Source organism: Lachnoanaerobaculum orale (assembly GCF_003862485.1).
Lineage (GTDB): Bacteria > Bacillota > Clostridia > Lachnospirales > Lachnospiraceae > Lachnoanaerobaculum > Lachnoanaerobaculum orale.
Genome location: NZ_RRCM01000002.1, coordinates 1913 through 24669 on the forward strand (window position 1 = coordinate 1913; position 22757 = coordinate 24669).

21 protein-coding genes and 1 pseudogene are annotated in these 22757 nt (G+C 38.1%); all 22 read right to left on the minus strand.

Going from position 1 to position 22757, the window contains the following annotated elements:
- Positions 1 to 787: PP2C family protein-serine/threonine phosphatase (locus EHW90_RS10145; protein ID WP_330507897.1), on the minus strand; the 787-nt coding region annotated here is incomplete at its 3' end.
- A 14-nt stretch (positions 788 to 801) separates the two neighbouring features.
- Complete coding sequence (locus tag EHW90_RS10150) at positions 802 to 1626, minus strand: PP2C family protein-serine/threonine phosphatase (RefSeq protein WP_124952673.1); 825 nt, start codon at positions 1624 to 1626, stop codon at positions 802 to 804.
- 61 nt (positions 1627 to 1687) lie between these two features.
- Positions 1688 to 2179: an FHA domain-containing protein gene (locus EHW90_RS10155; protein WP_008752379.1), complete on the minus strand. Its 492-nt coding sequence runs from the start codon at positions 2177 to 2179 to the stop codon at positions 1688 to 1690.
- A 5-nt stretch (positions 2180 to 2184) separates the two neighbouring features.
- Complete coding sequence (locus EHW90_RS10160; RefSeq protein ID WP_124952674.1) at positions 2185 to 2712, minus strand: FHA domain-containing protein; 528 nt, start codon at positions 2710 to 2712, stop codon at positions 2185 to 2187.
- 118 nt (positions 2713 to 2830) lie between these two features.
- Entirely contained in the window at positions 2831 to 3259 is a 429-nt protein-coding gene (locus EHW90_RS10165) for a hypothetical protein (RefSeq protein WP_008752381.1), read from the minus strand.
- Between the two features lie 19 nt (positions 3260 to 3278).
- Positions 3279 to 3704, minus strand: a complete 426-nt coding sequence (locus tag EHW90_RS10170; protein ID WP_008752382.1) for a hypothetical protein — start codon at positions 3702 to 3704, stop codon at positions 3279 to 3281.
- Between the two features lie 123 nt (positions 3705 to 3827).
- Positions 3828 to 6002: pseudogene (locus tag EHW90_RS13835) on the minus strand (transcriptional regulator).
- Positions 6003 to 6506: 504 nt separating this feature from the next.
- Complete coding sequence (locus EHW90_RS10180) at positions 6507 to 7202, minus strand: MIP/aquaporin family protein (RefSeq protein ID WP_124952675.1); 696 nt, start codon at positions 7200 to 7202, stop codon at positions 6507 to 6509.
- Positions 7203 to 7352: 150 nt separating this feature from the next.
- Positions 7353 to 8090, minus strand: a complete 738-nt coding sequence (locus tag EHW90_RS10185) for an amino acid ABC transporter ATP-binding protein (protein WP_060930820.1) — start codon at positions 8088 to 8090, stop codon at positions 7353 to 7355.
- On the minus strand, positions 8080 to 8772 hold the full coding sequence (locus EHW90_RS10190; RefSeq protein WP_124952676.1) for an amino acid ABC transporter permease: 693 nt from the start codon (positions 8770 to 8772) through the stop codon (positions 8080 to 8082). Before EHW90_RS10190 ends, EHW90_RS10185 begins: the two co-directional genes overlap by 11 nt.
- Before the next feature lies 1 nt (position 8773).
- Positions 8774 to 9610, minus strand: coding sequence for a basic amino acid ABC transporter substrate-binding protein (locus tag EHW90_RS10195; RefSeq protein WP_124952677.1), 837 nt, complete (start codon positions 9608 to 9610; stop codon positions 8774 to 8776).
- Positions 9611 to 9817: 207 nt separating this feature from the next.
- Positions 9818 to 10078 carry an HPr family phosphocarrier protein gene (locus EHW90_RS10200; protein ID WP_060930823.1) on the minus strand — a complete coding sequence of 87 codons (261 nt, stop codon included), beginning with the start codon at positions 10076 to 10078 and terminating at the stop codon, positions 9818 to 9820.
- Positions 10079 to 10087: 9 nt separating this feature from the next.
- Positions 10088 to 11032 (minus strand): DNA-binding protein WhiA, encoded by a 945-nt coding sequence (gene whiA, locus EHW90_RS10205; RefSeq protein ID WP_124952678.1) that lies wholly within the window; start codon positions 11030 to 11032, stop codon positions 10088 to 10090.
- 7 nt (positions 11033 to 11039) lie between these two features.
- Positions 11040 to 11915 carry an RNase adapter RapZ gene (gene rapZ, locus EHW90_RS10210; protein WP_124952679.1) on the minus strand — a complete coding sequence of 292 codons (876 nt, stop codon included), beginning with the start codon at positions 11913 to 11915 and terminating at the stop codon, positions 11040 to 11042.
- A 1-nt stretch (position 11916) separates the two neighbouring features.
- Complete coding sequence (murB, locus tag EHW90_RS10215) at positions 11917 to 12798, minus strand: UDP-N-acetylmuramate dehydrogenase (protein ID WP_124952680.1); 882 nt, start codon at positions 12796 to 12798, stop codon at positions 11917 to 11919.
- 20 nt (positions 12799 to 12818) lie between these two features.
- Positions 12819 to 13748, minus strand: coding sequence for an HPr(Ser) kinase/phosphatase (hprK, locus tag EHW90_RS10220; protein ID WP_124952681.1), 930 nt, complete (start codon positions 13746 to 13748; stop codon positions 12819 to 12821).
- A 33-nt stretch (positions 13749 to 13781) separates the two neighbouring features.
- Positions 13782 to 17207: a DEAD/DEAH box helicase gene (locus EHW90_RS10225; protein ID WP_124952682.1), complete on the minus strand. Its 3426-nt coding sequence runs from the start codon at positions 17205 to 17207 to the stop codon at positions 13782 to 13784.
- Positions 17208 to 17209: 2 nt separating this feature from the next.
- Positions 17210 to 18526: a S41 family peptidase gene (locus tag EHW90_RS10230; protein ID WP_124952683.1), complete on the minus strand. Its 1317-nt coding sequence runs from the start codon at positions 18524 to 18526 to the stop codon at positions 17210 to 17212.
- A gap of 105 nt (positions 18527 to 18631) precedes the next feature.
- Complete coding sequence (locus EHW90_RS10235) at positions 18632 to 19720, minus strand: PucR family transcriptional regulator (protein WP_060930829.1); 1089 nt, start codon at positions 19718 to 19720, stop codon at positions 18632 to 18634.
- A gap of 328 nt (positions 19721 to 20048) precedes the next feature.
- Complete coding sequence (gene dapF, locus EHW90_RS10240; protein ID WP_124952684.1) at positions 20049 to 20852, minus strand: diaminopimelate epimerase; 804 nt, start codon at positions 20850 to 20852, stop codon at positions 20049 to 20051.
- A 16-nt stretch (positions 20853 to 20868) separates the two neighbouring features.
- Positions 20869 to 21420, minus strand: coding sequence for an ANTAR domain-containing response regulator (locus tag EHW90_RS10245; protein WP_124952685.1), 552 nt, complete (start codon positions 21418 to 21420; stop codon positions 20869 to 20871).
- 32 nt (positions 21421 to 21452) lie between these two features.
- Positions 21453 to 22757: a type I glutamate--ammonia ligase gene (gene glnA / locus EHW90_RS10250; protein WP_124952686.1), complete on the minus strand. Its 1305-nt coding sequence runs from the start codon at positions 22755 to 22757 to the stop codon at positions 21453 to 21455.

Here is a 22757-nt window from a genome sequence, read left to right on the forward strand (position 1 = left end):
TCGATACTATCAAAATAAGTTTCCTTCTCTTTTTCTTTTTTGTATCCGATTCAATAAATACCTTGTCAATATAAATACCTGCAATCGTATAGTTATCAATATATCCTAAATTTTTATCAAGAAGTACGGCTTCAACCTTTAAAAGAGCATCTTTCGGATCCTTTCCGCTTTCAGCAAAGATGTTGTCAATCTCTCCTTCTGATACGTTTTCCCAAACCCCTTTGGTATAAAGAATTAAAATATCTGTATCAACAAGTTTTATCTTTCCTGATATCACTGGTGAAAATCCTTTTTGCCCTAAAAAGGTATATAGATTGCTTCTTTGCTCATGTCTTGACAAGGCATCCTCACTAATCATCTCCTTTGATACCATTTCACTACTTAGTGACGTATCTATAGTCTTATAAAACATCTTATTGTTTCTATAAAGCTTTGCTCTTACATTCCCGGCATAACCAAATCGTACATTCTCATAGTCAGTTACTGCAACTACAATTGATGCTTTAAGCTTCATATATTTTTCAGCTTTTAAAAGAACTTCATTGGCATGTTTTAAATATCCATGTATCTTCCCCTTAGATATAGATGGCTTCTCCTGAAATTTTGCAATGATACTTTCCACCGCTTCCTTTGCAGACTCACTATCCGCCACATCTTCAATACCGTCTGCAAGCACATAGCATGCAAAATTGTCAAGTTCAGCATAAGCAAAAAAATCACTGTTTTTTAATGAACTGCCTTCTTCTGAAATAAAGTTTGTGTTAAATTTGCTGTTTTGCTTACGCATTTTCTCCTAGCCTCCTAAATCCTTATAAGTATCAGTCCAAGATTGTCCAAATCTTTTGTATCTTTCTTTTTTATGGTTTCAATAATCTCTTTTGCCGTTTTCTTACACCCATGTTTCTTTGAAAGGATAATTTCAAGTTCTCTAATGGAAATATTTTTCTCTACCCCGGCATTTATTATAACAACCATATCTTTTCTTTTCAGTTTTATTTCTTCCTTGCTTATAAGAGGCTTCATATAGTCATCTCTTCCTATATAGTTATATGCCTTATTTGTATCAGAAATTCTAAGGGCTGCCTCTTTACTTAAAATTCCTTTATTTACCTTTTCTTTTATAAGTTCTTCCATTATCTGTCCCCTACTAAGAAGTATAAGCTCTTTTTTACGAAAAATATAAATATTTATATGTCCCATAATGGCATAACTTAAAAGATTTCCTCTAAGCATTAGACATACTGCGTACGCCCTTCCGTTTTCCCCTCTAAGTGCATTTAATACATTCATATTAGCGGTCTCATATGCTCTTTCAAAGAAATACCTGCTACTTTGGTTATTATCATAGCGATTATAAAGTTTTGTAAAGGTTCTTACTGTAGTCAGTGCTGCAACTTTTCCTGCATACTCTTTTCCCTCCCCCGCACTAAGTATCGCCATAAGTCTGTCTTTTTCCGGTTTGAATCCGTATGCATTTGCTTGAACCTGTTTTTTCCCGATATCAAGCAAAGCCCCTATGTCATATATCCTGATTTTTTCTTCTTTAATCCATATAAAAAATCTACATATCAAAATGCCAAAAGCGATTAAAATAAAGACTAAAGCTATCCAAAAAGCAGTTCCCATATCTGTTTTCCCCTTAATATTTTTATAGGAATTACTGACTTAGTCAGTAATTTATTAATTTTTACCATGAAAACTGCTTTCCACATAAAGCAATATATAAAAACTCACTCTCACCCATGGTAATTACATCATAGGTTTCAAGTATCTGCGGAGTATAAACGGCTTTGCCATTTAAGTAAGTAATGCCTCCACCTTCTGTACAGATAAGTGTCGCTTCAAGATCTTTTTCATCAAAAGATAAAATAGCATGATTTTCCTGCTTTATGGCATTATCTCCAATAATTTGTATATCCATGGCATCCGTTCTCCCGATATAGTTTTTTCCAAATACTATACGATAGTCTTTTCCGTATCTTGGTCCCTTAATACAAACAAGCCATGCACATACCGGTTTAGTTTTTATCCTTATTAAGCTTTCTTCAAGCTCATTATCATCAAACGACTCTTCAAGTTCTTTTCTTTCAGTCATGTCCATATTGCAGTACGGACAAATATTTCCGTATCTTCTTTTTGAAAACATATGTCCGTTTTTACATCGTATTAAATTCCCCATTTTTCTTACCTTATCTGTAGTTTATTAAGTCCTATAAAAATATAGTCTTTTTTTGTCAGTTTACTCTGTCCGTCTTTAATATTATAAAGCTTATTCTCTAAACAACCCTTAATCTGTGTTCCGTTCTTACTTTGCATATCTTCTATATACCAAAATCCGTCCACATAGTTAAGTATCGCATGAATATCACTTACGGTTCCTGAAAAATAAGTATCTGATAAATCTATATCTATATCCTCTTCTTTATTCTTCTTTCCTATTACCAAAGAGTTCTTTCCCAAAATATTCCATGTTTTTACAACAGTATCCTCTTCGCTTAAAAGAACAAGTTCCGACAAAAATTTATCTTGTATCTTTTCTTTTCTAAAAGGAAAATCCTTTAAAGAAAAACAGATTAAAGAACCTGAAATTAAAAAAGAAAACATATAAAATATATATTCGCCCTTTGATCCTCTTCCAAAAAATATAGTGATTATAACACACAAAACAGCTGCAAATATTCCTGAAATATCAAGAAAAAATCTTTTATTCATATATTCCCGTTCCTGCTACTTTTAATCAATTTTAGATGGTCTTATTCTCTATCCGATAAAAATGGGCTGCATGACAATAAATGTCTTGCAGCCCAAACTTTTAACGACTGATTCTTTGTTATTCGGCTGCGTACCCACCTTCAACTATCAGACCTGCCATCTTATCTTTTTTCTGTTTTATTACAAGAGTAAAGTTTCCTACTCCCTCTTCATCTCCATGCCTTTCTTTATAATTTACTACAAAAGCATTCGGAAATACATATTTTCTTTTTGTAATACCTGCTACAATCTGTTCTACCGTAACCTTTCTATAGCAGTCTTTATTCTGTGCCGGAACCATAGACCAAAGTGCCATATTTCTTGTAGAATCAAAAGGATCACCGTCTACTGCCGTTAAAATCTTGCCGGTAATTTCCATTGTCGCACCGGCATCATTGGTACGTGCATTTGAATCAATAGGAATGTCTGTAGATAAAAATACGCTGTTTACACATTCTTTTGCAAGTTCAAAACTTTCATTACCTTCTATTTTCACTTTGTATGCCATGTTCAATCCCTCCTACTCATTATTCTCCGGCGTATCCGCCTTCTACTGCTACCTTTGCATTATTATCCTTCTTTTGACGTATATGGATATAAAACTCTCCGGTACCGGTCACATCATCCGCCTTTTCAGAATACTCAACCACGAATGCATTTGGAATTACATACTTTCTTACAACAGATCCGGCAGATACTACTGTTACCTCCGCAACTCTGTAACAATCTGCATTCTCAGACGGAATCTGAGACCACTTCGCAAGTTTTAATACATCATCACTGTCCGCTCCGACATTGTATAAAACTCTACCCCACACTTTTACGCCCAACCCGAAGTCTGTTGCTTTAGCGTTGGAATCCTTTGGAGACTCGGACAAAAACTCTGCATTTACTATACTTCTTTCATCAAAGTCCGCCACTTCTGAACCTGTTACCCTGAATCTAATTCCCATCTTGCTACCTCCTATGAAAATATATTTATTTTTATAAAACTACTCCAAATATTTAAAATATTTTTGTACTTACATAAAACAAAGTTTTTATTTTATATCAACACTTTTTATAAATATACACCCTTATTCTCCTGCAACACGATTTAGAGGCACTTCTATTCTTTTTATAGCATTTCCGAAACTTATCTCTATAGCACATACTCCTGCCGTCTCATCAACTTCATAAGTAATATCGTCATTGCTTCCAAGTATACCGTTAATATTTGTTTTTTTGGAAAGCCATATACTTTTCTGACTTGACGGATTATTTGAAAAGAACTTAGCTATATTCTCCGCCTTAAAATCTCCTGTAGCATGCCTTAAAATTCTTTCAATATAGTTTGCTGTCTGAGTTTTATAAATAGGCTCATAACTTCCACCTGAAAGTTTTAAGTTTCTTGCTTTGTACACCATTATATGACTGATATTTTCTCCGTCTAAAACCGCATTTTCCGAAGAAAATACAAATCCAAACCCTCTTTTATTGATATCGTCTTTTACACTGTTTGTAAATCCGGTAATCTCTTTTGACATAGTGGTGTGTATTTTAAGAGAATTATTCTTTGCCTCAATATCAAATCTTACACCCGGTAAATCCGTATCAACATCCTTCTTAAAATACTCTTTAAGATACTCCGGAGACTGGTAACTTGCCACAAATCCGGCTGCCACATATGCCGCACCTATATAAACTCCGTCTATCCAAAGCTTCATAATATCTTCTTTTGCCTTAGAAAGTTCTGCAGCTTCATTTTCATTAACAATCATCCTGCTTTCAAGCTTTACTCCTGACTTATCTTTCGGAATAATTGTAAAATTAGGTACACAAGGAATCAGATATTCTGAATAAGGCTTACCGCTAAGGCTTGCACATCTGTCATCAAAAAATCCCACTCCGGTCATTGCCATGCTGTTGAAAGTTGTCTTATCTCCCGTCTCATAGGAATAAAAGCACTGTACACCATAATCCTTCATGGCATCTGTAACTCTTGCCAAAGATTCTACGCTTACATTTTCAGTCTTTACGCTGTCTTTGTTTCCCTTGAATCTTTCCCTTGTAACATTCATCTTTGATTTTTCATCCAAAGACACCCCTGCAACAATTGCATACCAAACAGTATTACCATAGTCATTTTTTTCATTTACAGTATTCAGATATGCACAAAGCTTAGGCACATTCAAACTGTTTGCCATAACTTCATTCTTCACATTGGCTATAAGAAGGCTTGGTCTCATACCTTTTACCTGTTTTGGATACTGTTCAAAAAAAGCCCATACACCTAATATTTTTTCAACCAAAGGTTTTACAACTTATATAAAATCATCCTTAGCGTTTTTGTAAAATTCAAGATATGTATTGTAATTGTCCACTTCCTTTTTTACATCAATCTGACTTTGCATTGATGAATTTAACGGACAAAAAGTTCTTACCACCAACTGTTTTACATAGCTGTTTCCTTCAGAATTCAGAGCATCATAATCGTCTTCAAGAGCTTCAATAAGTCCTGCATTTGAATTGTCATCTGTAAGCACTAAAGTGCTTTCTTCCACCTTCGGAGCTTCTATTACTGTAAGCTCTCCCTCAGAAGACATGGTTAGAAGTCCCAGAGTCAGAGCATCATTGCTTTCAGACTCTTTTGATTCTCCAAGCAAAAGTCTTGTCTTTATATCTGAGATTGCAAGTGGAATCATCGCCATAAGATTTTGGTAATTGGAACTGGCTTCTTCAAACATGGAATTAAGCTTATCACCAAGATCAAGCTTATGAGGATCTCCATCTTCAAGTTTTGCGTACTCTGCATAAGTATACTGAAGTTCCTTCCTCACCTGCTTAATGTCATCCATAACCTTTGAAGGAGAAATCATTTCTGTAAGTTTTTCAAATTTAAAATCTGCATTGATAATTCCCTGACTTCTTTTTGTTTCAACCAAGGTCATAAGCATTTTCAAAAAATCATTATGTGCATTAAGATGAACTATACTTAACATATTTTCAGGAACACCTGCCGGTTTTTCCTTAGAATACACAATCTTTCCTGTTGTAGCATTAAAAAAAGAATATACTGTCGGATCAAATTTTTCTAAAAACTCTTCAAAGTTTCTAACAAGAAGTGCTTCATTGATTTCCTTTACCTTATCATCACTTAAACTGTCAAGTCCTCTTACATCACCAACTAAGGTAAGTAAGTTAAGCTTCTCCGGATTAATCTCCTCAATCAACAAAGTACGGTTTGTTTGCTTTATAATACTTTCTGCCATCCTGCATCTCCTTAAATCTATATTTTTTTCAAATAAAATACAAACTCTAAGACTTTATTACGTAACATGTCGGGTAAAAGGAATATAAACAGTAGTAAATCCCACAGGATACAATAATTAATTTTATTGTTAGCACAGGAGATAGACTAATATGGAAAAATAACAACGGATAAATATGTTGTTTATCTCTATCGGAGCTAATTAAGCTACTGACAGTATCTATCTTTACTAAGAAACACCCCTTAGTTATGATAAAACAACAAATATACTTATCTTATTTACAAATTTTTATATCCCTTATCTGACTACGATAGTACCACATATACAGAATATTTTCAAGTTTTTTAATATAATTTACATCTATATATATTACCGTCAAAAACCCAAAAAAATACCCTCAAAACCGTTAAATCTCCGGATTTGAGGGTACTATGGCCCTTATGGGCTGAAATATTGAATTTTGATACTAAATAAACCTTACGGTTTGCATTGACTCGGTTATTATCAGTCTTCCTTTGACAGGAAGTTATAGCAAAGAGCTGCCAGTGCACCGCCTACTAAAGGAGCAAGTATGAATACCCATACCTGTGAAAGAGGAAGTGAACCGAAACCGCTCATAAGAGCCGGTCCGAAGCTTCTTGCAGGGTTTACCGATGTTCCTGTAAAAGGTATACCCATAATGTGAATAAGTGTAAGTGAAAGTCCGATTACAAGACCTGCAACGCTGCTGTTTTCAGGCTTTGAAGTAACTCCAAGGATTGCCAGAACAAATACAAATGTAAGTATAACCTCCACCAGGAATGCAATTCCGGCAGAGATACCCATTGCACTTGCCTCACCGAAACCGTTTGTTCCAAGTGCTGCATTTGAACCGAGGATTACACAAAGCAGTGCCGCTCCTAAAATACCGCCTAAAAACTGTGCGACTACATAGCCTACAAAGTCCTTTACATCCATTCTGCCTGATACAAGCATTCCAAGCGATACAGCAGGATTGATATGACATCCTGAAATGTTTCCTATAGAATAAGCCATAGCCACTATAGAAAGGCCGAACGCAAATGCGATAAGCAGTGTGGAAAATCCAAGCGGTACCACTACATTGCTCTTACCTAAAAGTGTGTTTGCCGCTACGGCACTTCCACATCCGAAGAGTGTGAGTACACAGGTACCTATAAACTCCGCTACATATTTTTTCATTACTACCTCCAATATTCTCTAAAAGATATAGCCTTGACAAAATCTTCTTTTGTCAAACAACGAAACGTATTATACAACTTAATTTTATAAAAGTCTATAGCATGATAAATAATTTGAAAGAAAAAAGGACCGCTCTCGGTCCTCTTATCTTTATAATACCTTACTTAAGAAGGTCTTCAATCTTTCATTTTTCGGATGTGTGAAGAATTCTTCAGGCGCATTCTCTTCCACGAATTCTCCCGAATCAAGGAATACCACTCTGTTGGCAACTTCTCTTGCAAAGCCCATCTCATGTGTTACCACCACCATGGTCATCTTCTGCTCAGCCAAGTCCTTCATAACCGAGAGTACCTCTCCAACCATCTCGGGATCAAGTGCCGATGTAGGCTCGTCAAAGAGCATTACATCAGGCTTCATACAAAGCGCTCTCACTATCGCAACTCTTTGCTGTTGACCTCCTGAAAGCTTTGAAGGATACTCATTTGCTCTGTCGGCCAGCCCTACTTTTTCAAGCAAACTCATGGCATATTCGGTTGCACTTTCTTCATCCACACCTTGAAGCTTCATCGGTGCTATAATGAGATTTTTTAACACTGTCATATGTGGAAATAGGTTGAACTGCTGGAACACCATCCCCATCTTTTGGCGGTGCAGGTCAATGTTAACATCTTTTTTGCATATATCCACACCTTCAAAGAGTATCTCTCCGCTGTCTGCCACCTCCAATTTGTTTAAGCATCTTAGGAATGTCGACTTTCCGGAACCTGACGGTCCTATAAGGCAGACCACGTCGCCCTTATTGATATTAAGTGAAATATTTTTCAGGACTTCTTTGCCATGAAACTCTTTAGATAGATTTTTTACTTCTATAAGCTTATCACCTGCCACTTCTAGCCAACCTCCTTTCAAACAACTTCAACAAATAGGTAAAGAACATTACCATTATAAGGTATAACAGCGCTACAGCTAAAAACGGCATCATTGCCGAGTATGTCCTGCTCCTTATAATATCTCCCGCCTTGGTCAGATCCTCAAGGGCAATATAACCTGCTACGGATGTCTCCTTCATCAGCACAATAAACTCGTTTCCAAGGGTAGGAAGCACATTTTTGATAGCCTGCGGCATTATAATGTTTACCATCGTCTGCGCGTAGCTAAAGCCAAGACTTCTGCCTGCTTCCATCTGACCTTTCGGTATTGAATTGATACCCGAACGGAATATCTCTGCCTGATATGCTCCCGAGTTTATTCCGAAAGCCAGTATGGCTGCGATGCTTTTATCGATCCTTATGGAGCTGAATATAACAAAGTATATTATAAGCAGCTGTACAACTACCGGAGTACCTCTGATTACTGTAAGGTAAACATTGCATATGAAATTTAAAATCTTCAACTTCTTTGTATTCTCATATACATTCCTTACTATTGCCACACTAAAGCCAAGTACAAATCCGAGTATTACCGCAAAAAATGTAATCTTGAGTGTAACAAAAAGTCCCCAAAGCAGCGACATCCATCTGTCGTCCGTTATAAAGTTTAAAACAAATTGCGCTTTTAATTCTTCAAACATATTACTCTGCCTTGATATATTTTGCTATAATGCTGTCTATTGTTCCGTCAGCCTTAAGCTCTGAAAGCGCCTTATTGACTCCGTCAAGAAGCTCTTTGTTACCCTTTTTAACCGCTATAGCATAGTTCTCGTCTGCATATGCCTCATCCAAAACCTTAAGTCCGCTGACTTCTTCTGCAAACTTGTTTGCTACCGCACTGTCTATAACTACGGCATCAATCTTGCCCTGGCTGAGTGCCTGTACTGCATCCATTCCCTTATCGTATCTCTCAACTGTCGCATCCTTTATATCACTTGCAAGGATATCTCCTGTAGTACCTGTCTGTACACCGAGCTTCTTTCCTTCAAGATCTTTGGCTCCTGCTATAGTTGAATCGTCCTTTACAATGATAAGCTGCTTTGATGTGGTATATGTATCTGAGAAGTCAACGCTTTGCTTTCTCTCTTCCGTAGCTGAAATACCTGCAAGTCCGATATCAGCCTTACCTGATGTCACCTCAAGTATTACAGCGTCAAAAGCTATATCCTCAACTTTTACCTCAAGACCGAGTTTCTTTGCAATAGCGTCCGCTATGTCCATATCGATACCTACAATCTTGTCTCCGTCATGGTACTCATAAGGCGGGAACTCCGCATTTGTAGCCACCAAAAGTTTACCTGCCTCTACAGTCTTTATCTGAGAAGCGTCCGCACTGCCCTCAGCCTTTGAATCCGCTACACTTTCACTTGTCGCACTTGATTCATTTGCCTTGGTCTCTGTAGTCTTTGAACCGCCGCATGCCGCCAAGCTTGCCGCCATAAGTCCTGCTAAAGCTATTGTCAATATTTTTTTCTTCATAATATCCTCCGATAAATATATTTTATAATTCCATCTTGCATAACTATACATCACTATTTATAATAATGCAAGAGAAAAATCCGATTTACACAAAAAAGACTCTAATTCCTGTAGCTTTATAATGTTAGAAAACTAATCATCATACTGTATACAAAATTAGAGTCTTTTTAGAGCCCTCATACCCGATAAATGCAATCTATCTATCAGCTATACTGCTAATGAAGTCAAGTATCTTTCCATCTCATCTACGGCACTTACCTCATCATCGCCGTCTGCTGATATGTATACCTCTTTGCCATCACCAAACTTCAATGTCATCATGCCCATGATACTTTTTGCATTCACCTTCTTAGTACCACTTTCAACATAAATTCTGCTTTCAAACTGGCTGGCCACCTGTACTAGCATAGCTACCGGTCTGGTTTCAGTTTTTGCATCCATTGCAACCTTAACTGACTTCCTAACCATTTTCTCTCCTTACTTTTCCCTTAACTTGTCTGCGATACTTGAGAGCTTACGTAGCCTGTGATTCACCCCACTTTTTGTGAGCTGTGGTTCAATCATCTTGCCAAGTTCATCCAAAGAAGCATGAGGGGCTCTAAGTCTGGCATTGGCCACCGCCTCCAGATTTGATGTCAATTTATCAAGTCCCATCTTATCCTTAATAAGCTGTATATCCTCAAGTTGTGAAAGTGATGCCAGAACCGTCTTATTTATATTGGCGGCCTCACAGTTCACTTTACGATTTACATCGTTTCGCATGCCTTTTAAGATTCGAATATTTTCGAATTTCATAAGTGATGTAGTTGCTTCCATCAGACCAAGTGCAAGTGAAATCTGTTCACTGTCCTTTACATATACTACATAGGACTTTTTTCTGGTTGTAATCTTCGGGTAAAGTGACAAATCTCCCATCAATTCCTTCATAAATAACGCATCTTCCATAGTGTTACAAACTATTTCAAGGTGATAACTCTTTTCAGGGTCTGTTATCGAACCTGCCGAAAGGAATGCTCCGCGAAGAAACGCCTTTTTACAACAGGAATTGATCAATACCGAATTACTGCCAAGTGACAGCCCGTCCACCGGCTCCTGATTTTTAAAAAGTTTTACAGCCTTAAGCACTTCTCTTGCACCTGTATCATCTATAATACTTACCGAATAAAGATGTTTGTGCTTGATGAGTGCACTATTGCTTATAACTACATCTGTATTTATATTAAATGTTTTTTTAACTAATGTAAAGTACTTTCTGGCAAGTCCTGAATGTTCCGTGGTTATTCTTAAAGATATTTCGTTAGTTTCAGCTAACGAAACAGTACCTATAAAGTATACAATTGCCAAAATTTCTGCAAGTTTGCAATGTCTGACATCCGGAGTCACTCTTATAAGTTCGTCTTTTACTTCTGAAGAAAATGTCATCTTTTTTCTACCTGCCGGCTATTCTTGAGATATTCTTGCCCATATCTCTATGTTCAAGCCTCACTCCTATGCCCTCTACGGTATCAAGTCTTCTCTTCAGTGCCGCCGCAATCGCTACGGAGCGATGTTGTCCGCCTGTACAGCCTATTCCTATCACCAATGCACTCTTTCCTTCATCTATATACCTCGGTATCAAAAACTTTATCATATCGTCAAGTTTGTCAAGGAAAACTTCCGCATCTCCGTTTGAAAAGACATAGTCTGCAACACCATGCTCCTCTCCTGTCTTTAATCTGAGGTCAGGGTCATAAAAAGGATTAGGTAAAAATCTTACATCAAATAAAAGATCCGGATCATCAGGTATTCCGTACATATATCCGAATGAAAGTACAGTCACAAAGAGATTGTTGAATGACTTTCCGTCTACATAGATTGCTCTAAGTTCCTGTTTAAGCTCCTTTGTAAGCATTCTTCCGGTATCCATTATTCTGTCCGCTTTTGCTCTTAAAAACGCCAGTCGCTGTCTTTCAAGATGTATACCGTCTATCAGTCTGCCGTCTGCCGCCAGCGGATGATTTCTTCTGGTCTCCTTATACCTTTTGATAAGTGTCTCATCGTCCGCCTCAAGGAAAAGAATTTCCATATTTATTTTCTTATGTTTCAGCTCATCTATTACGCCGTCAAGTCCGTCAAGTCCGCTTCTGATATCAATTCCCAGAGCCACTCCCTTCATTCCTCTTTCAGAATCAATGGTCAGCTCTACAAAATTTGAAACCAACTCTACAGGTAAATTGTCCACACAGTAATAACCGAAATCTTCAAACATCTTTAATGCAACAGTCTTACCTGAACCGGACATTCCTGTTACAATAATTATCTTCATATCAAATCATCCTTACTTCACATTCCAATTTTACACCGAACTTTTCATACACTCTGTCTTTTACATGCTGTATCAAATCCTTTACATCCTTTGAGGTGGCGTTGTCGTAATTTATCACAAAGCCGCAGTGCTTACTTGATACCGCCGCACCTCCAAGTCTGAATCCTCTAAGACCCGCATCATCTATAAGCTTTCCTGCAAAATATCCTTCAGGTCTTTTAAAGGTGGAACCTGCACTCGGATATTCAAGAGGCTGTTTTTCTTTTCTTCTGTTATTTAAGTCTATAACGGTCGCCTTTATCTTTTCTCTGTCGCCATATGTCAACTTAAGCCTTGCCGCCAGCACAATCTCTTTGTTTTCCAAGATATTGCTTTTTCTGTAACCAAGCTCAAGCTCACATTTCTTTTTCCACTTGATACTTCCGTCAGGACATAAAACCTTTACTTCTGTCAGTACATGAGAAAGTTCACCTCCGTATGCACCTGCATTCATCACTATTGCACCGCCCAAAGTTCCCGGAATACCGCAGGCAAACTCAAAACCGCTAAGTCCCGCTTCCATAGCATACGCACTGACTTTTTCAAGTCCGAGTCCCGCTCCGGCCTCTATTATGTCTTTGTCATGGCTTATCTTATTATTAAGACAGACGGTAGAGATAATAACACCGTCATATCCTCTATCATCCGCCAAAACATTGCTACCCTTTCCAAGGATATAATATTTCATATTTTCTTTTTTTATTATTTCCATACAAAGGCGCAACTCTTCCTCAGTGACAGGTGTCAAAAAGAATTTACATCCTCCGCCTACACGAAAGGTTGTATGTTCCTTTAACAGCTCCCCTTTTTTGCAATTTTTGCCAAGGATGCTTTCAAAATCCATAATTATCTCCACCGGTTATTTTAGTTTTTTCCGGCAATATTTGCCTGAACTCTGTTATAAAGTTCCTGTGCCGCATTATATCCCATCATATTCTGTCTGTGGTTTACAGCGGCAGTCTCTACAATGATTGCCAAGTTTCTTCCCGGTCTTACAGGCAATACATGGCATACCACCTTATTTCCGAGATATTCGATATAATTGTCCTCAAGACCAAGTCTGTCATAGTCTTTATTTTTTACCCAGTCCTCAAGCTGTATAACAAGGTCTATAGACTGCGTATCCTTTACACTCAGTACACCGAAGAGTGCTTTAACATCTATGATACCTATTCCTCTAAGCTCAATAAAATGCTTTGTAATATCAGGTGCTGTTCCCACAAGTGTCTGCTGTGACACCTTTCTTATCTCAACAACATCATCAGATACAAGTCTGTGTCCTCTTTTTACAAGTTCAAGAGCCGCCTCACTCTTACCGATACCGCTGTCACCTGTAATAAGTACACCTTCGCCGTATACATCTACCAACACACCGTGTATTGATATAACCGGAGCCAACTTCACATTCAACCATCTGATAAGCTCGGCTGTAAGATATGTTGTGGACCGCTCGGTTCCAAGACAAGGCACACCGTAGTGTAAGCAGTATGAAAGCATATCCTCATCAGGTTTTATACCTCTGGCATACAGTACACAAGGTACCTTATAAGACAATAATTTATCGTATGTCTTTTTCTTTGTTTCCTCATCAATTGTCTCTATATACGCATTCTCCACATTTCCAAGCACCTGCACTCTCTCACTGTCAAAGTGATCAAAGAAGCCTGCAAGCTGCAACGCAGGTCTGTTGATTTCCGGATGTTTTATTATTATAGATTCTGTATCTATTTCCGGTGTGTAGTTCTTTAGGTTTAACTCGGTAATAAGCTCCTTAATTGTTACATTTTCTCCCATGGTACCTCCTATCATTTTACCCCCTATAAAAACTTATCCCAAAAGCTCTAACAGCTCTTCCTTTGAAATATTTGACAGTGACATTCCCTCTTCAAAGTTAAGTACTCTGTCCGCCAAATCCTTCTTTGACTCCTGTAACTTTACTATTTTCTCTTCTATAGTCCCTTTTGCAATAAGTCTGTATACCGTTACCGTGTTTTTTTGTCCGATTCTGTGTGCTCTGTCCGTAGCCTGATTCTGTGCCGCAAAGTTCCACCAAGGATCATAGTGAATAACTATATCCGCTCCGGTGAGATTAAGCCCTGTACCTCCGGCCTTAAGTGAAATCAGGAATACATTTGTATCATCATTATTGAATCTATTTACAAGTTGCAATCTCTTATCCTTAGGTGTGGCACCTGTAATCATATAACTTGTAATCTTTTCTTCTTCAAATCTTTTGCCTATAATATCAAGCATTGAAGTAAACTGTGAGAACAAAAGTATCTTATGGCCGGCTTCAATGCCGCTTTTTACCAAATCTATACAGGTTTCAAGCTTTGCGGACTCACCGACATAGTTCTCAAAGATAAGGCTCGGATCACAGCATATCTGCCTGAGCTTTGTAATCTCCGAGAGTACAATCATCTTTGTGCTGTTATAGTCTTTGTCGCCAAGCAGTATCTTCTTCAGATTGCTTAGCTCGCCGTCATAAGCAAGCTGCTGCTTTTTATCAAATCTTGAAACTCTTATCTCTTCTATCTTATCAGGCAAATCAAGTGCCACCTCCGACTTAAGTCTTCTAAGAACAAAAGGTGCTATCATCTTTGACAAAATCTTTGCACTGTTCTCATCACCTGTCTTTACTATATCATTCTCATACCTTGTTCTGAAAGCATTATAGCTGTATAAAAATCCCGGCATGATATAGTCAAATATACTCCACAGCTCACTCAGTCTGTTCTCAATAGGTGTTCCGGTCAGTGCAAACTTCACATCCGCCTTGACCGCCTTGACCGCTTTTGCCACACCGGTATTTTGGTTTTTTATAAACTGTGCCTCATCTATTATCTGATGTGAAAACTTCATATCGTGGTAAAGGCTTATATCTCTTCGCAGTGTGTCATATGAACTAATATATACGTCCACATCTTCACCCTCTTCAAGGTACTTTTGCCTTTCTTCTTTTCCGGCGGCAAGCACAGACACTTCAAGCAGGTTGTCTTTATCAAACTTTGAAATCTCTTCACTCCAATTATATACTAAAGAAGCCGGACATACTATAAGAGCTTTAGACAATCTGCCATTTTGTTTTGCATCTATCAAAAGTGATATGATCTGTAGCGTCTTTCCAAGTCCCATATCATCCGCCAGTATACCGCCGAAACCAAGTTCTTCTACAGAGCGAAGCCACTTAAAACCTTCTTTTTGATATCCTCTGAGGATATCTTTTACTTCGGCTGGCGGTGTAAAGTCTATAGATTTTATACCGTCAAACTTATTTATGAGCTTTGCAAAGCTGCTGTCTCTTTTTTCAACAAGCTCATTGTGTTCCTTCATCATCTCGTCAATGTAGATTGAACGATACAGCGGTACGCTTAGGGCTCCGGCTCTCAAATCCTTTGCGGAAATATCAAGTACATTTAACATCTCGTCAAAGCTGTCCATATATTCTGAGTCCATATTTATAAAGGCACCGTTTTTTAATCTGTAGTACTTTTTCTTCTTTCTGTAGCTTGATACTATATCCGCCAGCTCTTCAGGGCTCATATCTTCCGAGAGCAACTCAAGTTGCAAAAGATTTGATTTTACTGAAACGCCGATACTTGCAGACGGTCTTTTATAGACTCTTACATCATTAAAGCCGTCACTTCCAAGTACTCTTCCGTATTTATTCAAAACATCAATGCCTGATACTTTAAGTTCATAAAGTTCATCCTCGGTTTTTGTCAAAAGACAGCCGCTGTTTGAATCATCAGGCATAAATCTTTTTAAAACTTCTACCGCCTTGTTCTCCTGCTTTGCGTCTCTTAACAGTTCCTCTTCAGTAGTTTCAAGGATTTTTCCGGAAAGTATATCCACTCTTCCGCCGCTGTAGCTTGCCTCAACCTTTCCCAAAGCATTGCCGTCTTCCATATCCAGATAGAATGTAATATTTGCTTCTTCAGGCACATACTCAATTGCCTCAGGCGCTTCATCTTTTATAATCGCACTGTCTTTTATAATCGGCAACACCTTCGAGTAAAATCTGCCTATATTTTTTCTTCCTATCTTTACATTCTGATATCCGAAATCCGAAATTCTTAAAGCTTTTATCAAATCCAGTGTCTTAGTGTCACATCTGCTCAGATATTCGTCATCGATACAGTAGACATAATTGTTCGTTTTGATAAATCTCGGAAAGTCCAATTTTAAATTTATGCCTCCGAAATGCTCGTTATTATATATCGGAGTTATCTTTATATTTATCTTTTCGTTGTGCTCTCTGAACTCAATCTCCGAAGTAACATTCTTTCTGCCGGCCTCTTCTTTTATATATTCAAATTTCTTTCCTACAAGCAAATCAAATATCTCATCCGTATTTGAGGCGTCCATCTTTATCCTTGAGACATTCAGTTTCGTCTTTGTATAGTCCAAAAGCTTATAACTTACAGCCAATTCTCTTTCAATCATGGTCTCTATAAGCTTCACATACTTTAAGCTCTCTTCGTCAAATACCGAATATGACAACCTCACACTGTCATTTTTTCCAAGCGGATAAACTTCATTTCCCTTTATGGCTTCCACAAAATTGACATAGTTTTTTATCATCAAAAGCTTCTTTCTTCCGATTCTGAATTGGATAAACAATCCGTTTCCGTTTACATAATCTGAAAGTATCAGCCTTGGAACCAGCTTTATACTGCCTTCTTCGCTTTCTTCATTGTCATAGTATGAAAGAAAGGAATCTCCGAAGTAATTGGTCTCATCTCCCAGCTCATGGCTGTCAAGATATGCATTCAATAAAAAGACTGTAGCCACCACATGCTCACAGTTTTTACTTTCATTGCCGAAATACACACTGATCCTGTTCTTGTTAACGCATCTGCTGCAATTACAGCCTGCATAGGTAAGCTTATCTCTTTCAAACTCTATACTTACGTCGCATTTATCCGATTCCACCCATGCCCTTGCAACACCGCGCACTCCGGTATCCTGTTGAAACAGATAACTGTAGGTTATATCAAAAGCTCTGTTATTTTCTTCTACGCTCTCAAGCTTTACCAGCCCCTTTTTTATCAGTTCTTTGGCTTTCTTAGCGGTATCCGTAGTCATAGAAAGGCTATCTATAATAGCCTCTCCGTTGAAGTATTTATAAATAGCCTTTTTATCCTTGTTTTTTGAGGCGGATATCATATCCGACTTTATCTTTTTTACAGTCTCACTCTCATTTTTTAAATCAACTGCTTTTTTAAGCCCTTCAAAGGGATTAAACCTCATCTTTATTCCTCACTCTTAAGTATATCCACAGCCGTACTGAGCTGATTGTCGGAATCGCTTCCAATCACCGCACCCTCATTCAAATCCACATCCACATCAGGTTTTATTCCTACCTTATGTAAATCATATCCTGAAGGCGGATAGTAATGCTGTGTAGTAATCTTTATCGCAGTACCGTCACCAAGCGGAAGTACATTTTGAACAATACCTTTTCCGAATGTTGTCTTTCCTACTACCTTACCCCACTTGAAATCCTTGAATGTGGCTGTAAATACCTCAGATGCGGAAGCGGAATTCTCATTTACAAGTACCACCATAGGAATCTTCAGTTCACCCGGATCTTTTGCATAGTATTCTTCCCTGTTTCCGTTTTTATCCTCCGTATAAAGTACCAACCCCTCAGGCAAGATATAATCAAGCATATCTACAACCTGATCAAGAAGTCCTCCCGGATTGCCGCGAAGATCTACTATCAGTTTTTTCATTCCCTGTGACTTAAGCGACTCTATATTTGATTTGAACTGCTCTGATGTCACCGCGTCAAACTGGCTTACTGCAACATAGCCTATTCCGTCATTCAACATCTTTGAAGATACTGTCTGTACCTCGATAGACCTTCTTGTAAGGTTTAAGTCCACCTGTTTTTTGTCGTCACCTCTGATAACGGTCATAGTAAAGCTTGAGCCTTCCACGCCTCTTATCTTTGTCTTTACCAATACATCAAGGTCCGTACCTGTCACTTCTTCACCGTCTATTTTGTATATTATATCTCCCGGCAGCAGTCCGCCTTCTTTTGCAGGGCTGTTATCAAATACATTCACTATTGTAATAATCTTTGTTTTCGGATTCTGTGAAACCGAAGCGCCTATACCCGAGTATTTTCCCTCAGTGTCCTCGTTGAGCGCCTTATACTCTTCCTTTGTGTAATATACGGTATACGGATCGTCAAGTCCGTTCATCATTCCTGCATATATACCGTCTTCCACCTTTGTCATATCCTCATCAAAGAGAAAGTATTTATCTATAATGCTTTGTAAAAGTGATGTCTTTTCCTCTATCTTTTTATAATCCAGTTTACTTCCTTTGCCTGACGTAAATATATGTGTAAAGCCGCCTTTATTAAGTGCGATAACAAATCCCACATAGACAAGTACAAACGAAACCGCCATTCCGGCTATAAAGCACAAGAACCCGTTAAGCTTGCCTCTTCGCCTCTTTGCTCTTTCTTCTATTCTCTGCTCCACATCCGTCTCTGTCGTGCCTTTTTTTCGTTCTTTTATATATTCTTCAAAGTCGTCATTCTCATGATGTTCAAACATATAAATCCTCCAAATTCATATTTCATTATATGATACCATTTATTACACAAAAAAACAAAGGGGAGATATAAATCTCCCCGATATTTATCTGCATTATATTTGATTTTAATATCCGACCTTGTCCATATATGACATATACTTTACAACCATAAGTGCAATCTTGAATGTGATGGCGTCCTCAAACATTCTGAGGTCAAGCCCTGTACTCTTTTGAAGCTTATCCAGACGATATACCAAAGTATTTCTGTGAATGAAAAGCTGTCTGGACGTCTCTGAAACATTCAGGCTGTTCTCAAAGAACTTGTTGATAGTGGTAAGTGTCTCCTCGTCAAGATCCTCAGGATTCTTACCGTCAAAGATCTCCTTGATGAACATCTTGCAAAGCGGTATAGGTAACTGATATATAAGTCTTCCTATTCCCAGTCTTGAGTAAGCTACGATATTTTCAGATGCGTAGAATATCTTACCTACATCAAGTGCCATCTTAGCCTCCTTGTAAGACTTTGACACCTCTTTTATCTCGTTGACTATAGTACCGTATGAAACGGTAACATTGAGGATTCCGATAGAATTAAGCTCATCTATAACCGATCTTGCCACTCTGTCGAGGTCTTCGTATGCAGAGCCTTCCTTCATCTCCTTGACAAGGATGATATCTCTTTCATCAACCGCTGTGACAAAGTCTTTGTTTCTTGATGCAAAGAGCGCCTTTACCGCCTCAAGGCTTGATACATCTCTCTCGTTCTTGGTCTCTATGATATAGACCACTCTTCTTACGCTTGTCTCAATATGCAACTTCTTTGCTCTGTTGTAGATGTCTACAAGCAGCAAATTGTCAAGCAGGAGGTTTTTGATGAAGTTATCCTTATCAAATCTCTCCTTGTATGCTACAAGAAGGTTCTCTATCTGGAATGATGCCAATCTTCCCACCATGTAAGTGTCGTCTGTGGTACCTTCCACCAAAAGAATATACTCAAGCTGATGCTCGTCAAAAATCTTAAAAAACTGGAACCCGCCTATAGCCTGTGAGTCCGCCAATGAATTGGCAAATGTATTTACCTGTAAACCGTAAGTCTCCGCCTCTGAAAAGGTAGTTGCCAAGACCTTACCCTCAACATCGCAAACGCAAAGCTCAGTTCTTGTAATACCCTTTAATCCGTCTATAGTATTTTGAAGAATTTGGTTTGAGATCATATATTTGTCTCCTTTTCTCTATTACTTTACTCCACCATCTCATACAAAAATCATGATGAGACAGTCACCAATCACTAATCAATTTTAACAAGGATTGGTCCTACAATCCAATCTGCTCTAAATATCCGGTAGCAGATATTAACAACTTTCATATAGATAATAATGCATTATCACGAGTAAATCAATAGCTAAAAAAGGTTTTTTTATTTTTGTTTATGTAAATTTACCTATACACCACCCGGTACAGGTTCAATCCCTTAAAATTTCACTATGATATTAAAGGAAATATTATGGTTTGCTTGCTTATTGTAGATAATAACCAAAAACTTTAAAAGTTTATTTCACCTGTGAATACATACTCGGCTCTTCCCCTCATATATATTTCATCATCAACCAGACTGATATCCAGTTCGCCTCCAAGTAAATGTACTCTTACCAATGTATCACAATCTCCCTTTTTCATTGTGGCAAAGGCGCTTGCACATGCTCCCGTACCGCAGGCAAGAGTCTCTCCCGAACCTCTCTCCCACACTCTCATATGAATATTCTTTCTGTCTTCCACATAGATGAACTCGGAATTTACTTTTTGCGGGAATCTCTCATGCTTTTCATAGTATTCTCCCACTTTGTTAAGGTCCATATTTTGAAGTTCTTCCAATGTATCCACATAGTAGACCGCATGAGGATTGCCTACATCCACTCCTATAAACTCTTTTTCTTCTCCGTTTATAAGTATCTTTTCAGGAAACTGTGAAGTAATCTTTGCTCTGCCCATATTTACATTGATATATTCGGCCTTTTTATTCTTAGGCTCTATCTTTATATGCTTGATTCCCGCACCGGTCTCCATAGTGAACTCTTCAGACTTCACATAGCCGTGGTCATAGGCGTACTTTGCCACACATCTTGAGCCGTTGCCGCACATAAGCCCCCTGCTGCCGTCCGCATTGTACATATCCATCTTTACATCCGCTATATCTGAAGGACAGATAAGTATAAGTCCGTCACTTCCCACTCCGAAATGTCTGTCACTTACCTTTATTGCAACCTCACCGGGATTATTTACTTTTTCTTTGAAGCAGTCCACATACACATAGTCGTTTCCCGCTCCCTGCATCTTTACAAACTTCATATATTCTCCAATCTCTTTATTCCTTCCCACCATACAAAAGACAAATCTTTTTTGCCGTACTTATGATAGTATCTCCGTTTTTCATACTGCTGCTTTGCAAATATTTATGTGCCTCGGGCTCAGTCATATTCTTATACTTTATCAAAAGCTCCTTTGCTCTTTGTATTGTCAGAAAATTTTTACCGCCTCGCTCTTCCTGTTTTTTCTTTCTTTTTCTTTCATAATAAAGCCTGTCCGATATTTCACCGACCTTTTTTACAAGCTCTATTACTTTAAAAGGCATAGGCAAAAAATTTATATCCTCACTAAGTCCTTCACTGAGTTTGTTCGGTGAACATACGAGCAAAAGCTCACAACTCTCATTGATATTTTCTTTCAGCTCCATATACTGCATATCGCCAAGCTGATATGCGCATATTACAATACCGTAATCAATATCATCACACAGATTTATAGCCTTGGCACCTGATGCAACTACACCTACTATTGAATATCCGTTTTTTATCAAAATAGACCTTAAAACTTTGCTGTCACCGGGATTTGGAAATGCAATGATTATATCCGACATTATCGTCCTTTCTCCAATGATACTGCATAAAATCAGTATCTTTCCAAATACTTCTTTATTTCCCAGTCTGTAACGGCATTATTAAACTCATCCCATTCGGCCTTCTTTGCATTTAAGTACTCACCGAATATATGTGTGCCGAGTTTTTCTTTCACAAAGTCCGATTTTTCAAACTCATCTATTGCCTCTTTTAATGTACTCGGCAGTCTCTTCACATTTTCAATCTCATTTGAGTACATATTTTCATTGATGGCTTCTTTTAAAGGTAAGTCTTTTTCTATTCCGTCAAGTATCGAATATATAAGCATTGCGATGCAAAGGTATGGATTGGTGGCGGAATCGGGACTTCTAAGCTCAAACCTAATCTGATTGTTTCTTTCACCCGGTATTCTAAGCAGCGTGCTTCTGTTTGAATTGGAGCTCCATGACACATATACAGGTGCGTCAAATCCCGGTTTCAATCTTTTATATGAGTTTACAAGCGGATTGTTTATCAGTGAAGTGTCACAGGCGTGCTCCAATATACCTGCAACTGCCGCCCTTCCTTTTTTGCCAAGTTTTCCGTCTTCTTCAAGCAAATTGTTGCCTTCATTATCAAGCACGGAGATTTTAAAATGCATTCCGCTTCCGTTCTCACTTTCAAAAGGCTTCGGCATAAATGAAGCGCTCAGTCCGTGCCTCTTTGCCAATGTCTTTACAGCCATTCTGAATGTCTGTATCGCATCAGCACAGGAAATTGCACCTTGATTTGTGAAATCTATTTCATGCTGTGCTTTTGCAATCTCATGGTGCGACGACTTTATATTTATTCCCATCTCCTCAAGGTTCAGTACTATATCTCTTCTGATATTCTCACTCATATCAAGAGGGCCTATATCAAAATAGCTGGCCTTTTCCTTTACATTCAGACTCACTTCACCTTTATCATCAGTGTTAAGCAAAAAGAATTCACACTCTGCTTCAATAAATATATTAAGACCCGACTGCCTTGCCTTATCATATGCATTAAGTAACACCGCCCTCGGGTCAGCTTCAAAAACACTTCCGTCGGTTCTGTGAATATTGCAGATAAATCTTGCAACCTTACCCTGCTGCGGTCTCCATGGAAATATACAAAACGTGGAAAGATCCGGATGTAAATACAAATCCGAATCTTCTATAGGTGCAAATCCCTTCACACTTGAACCGTCAAACAGAATTTTATTTTCAAGTGCATCCTCAAGCTGGCTTGCAGTTATTGCGATATTTTTCAAAGTTCCGAAAATATCTGTAAACTGTAATCTGATAAATTCTACATCTTCCTCTTCAACTATGGCAAAAATCTCTTCCTTCGTCAT

Bases quoted from the DNA above. Each gene is read 5' to 3' on its own strand.
- EHW90_RS10150 (WP_124952673.1), bottom strand. From the start codon at position 1,626: ATGGGAACTGCTTTTTGGATAGCTTTAGTCTTTATTTTAATCGCTTTT.
- EHW90_RS10155 (WP_008752379.1), bottom strand. From the start codon at position 2,179: ATGGGGAATTTAATACGATGTAAAAACGGACATATGTTTTCAAAAAGA.
- EHW90_RS10160 (WP_124952674.1), bottom strand. From the start codon at position 2,712: ATGAATAAAAGATTTTTTCTTGATATTTCAGGAATATTTGCAGCTGTT.
- EHW90_RS10165 (WP_008752381.1), bottom strand. From the start codon at position 3,259: ATGGCATACAAAGTGAAAATAGAAGGTAATGAAAGTTTTGAACTTGCA.
- EHW90_RS10170 (WP_008752382.1), bottom strand. From the start codon at position 3,704: ATGGGAATTAGATTCAGGGTAACAGGTTCAGAAGTGGCGGACTTTGAT.
- EHW90_RS10180 (WP_124952675.1), bottom strand. From the start codon at position 7,202: ATGAAAAAATATGTAGCGGAGTTTATAGGTACCTGTGTACTCACACTC.
- EHW90_RS10190 (WP_124952676.1), bottom strand. From the start codon at position 8,772: ATGTTTGAAGAATTAAAAGCGCAATTTGTTTTAAACTTTATAACGGAC.
- EHW90_RS10195 (WP_124952677.1), bottom strand. From the start codon at position 9,610: ATGAAGAAAAAAATATTGACAATAGCTTTAGCAGGACTTATGGCGGCA.
- EHW90_RS10200 (WP_060930823.1), bottom strand. From the start codon at position 10,078: ATGGTTAGGAAGTCAGTTAAGGTTGCAATGGATGCAAAAACTGAAACC.
- whiA (WP_124952678.1), bottom strand. From the start codon at position 11,032: ATGACATTTTCTTCAGAAGTAAAAGACGAACTTATAAGAGTGACTCCG.
- rapZ (WP_124952679.1), bottom strand. From the start codon at position 11,915: ATGAAGATAATTATTGTAACAGGAATGTCCGGTTCAGGTAAGACTGTT.
- murB (WP_124952680.1), bottom strand. From the start codon at position 12,798: ATGGATTTTGAAAGCATCCTTGGCAAAAATTGCAAAAAAGGGGAGCTG.
- hprK (WP_124952681.1), bottom strand. From the start codon at position 13,748: ATGGGAGAAAATGTAACAATTAAGGAGCTTATTACCGAGTTAAACCTA.
- EHW90_RS10225 (WP_124952682.1), bottom strand. From the start codon at position 17,207: ATGAGGTTTAATCCCTTTGAAGGGCTTAAAAAAGCAGTTGATTTAAAA.
- EHW90_RS10230 (WP_124952683.1), bottom strand. From the start codon at position 18,526: ATGTTTGAACATCATGAGAATGACGACTTTGAAGAATATATAAAAGAA.
- EHW90_RS10235 (WP_060930829.1), bottom strand. From the start codon at position 19,720: ATGATCTCAAACCAAATTCTTCAAAATACTATAGACGGATTAAAGGGT.
- dapF (WP_124952684.1), bottom strand. From the start codon at position 20,852: ATGAAGTTTGTAAAGATGCAGGGAGCGGGAAACGACTATGTGTATGTG.
- EHW90_RS10245 (WP_124952685.1), bottom strand. From the start codon at position 21,420: ATGTCGGATATAATCATTGCATTTCCAAATCCCGGTGACAGCAAAGTT.
- glnA (WP_124952686.1), bottom strand. From the start codon at position 22,757: ATGACGAAGGAAGAGATTTTTGCCATAGTTGAAGAGGAAGATGTAGAA.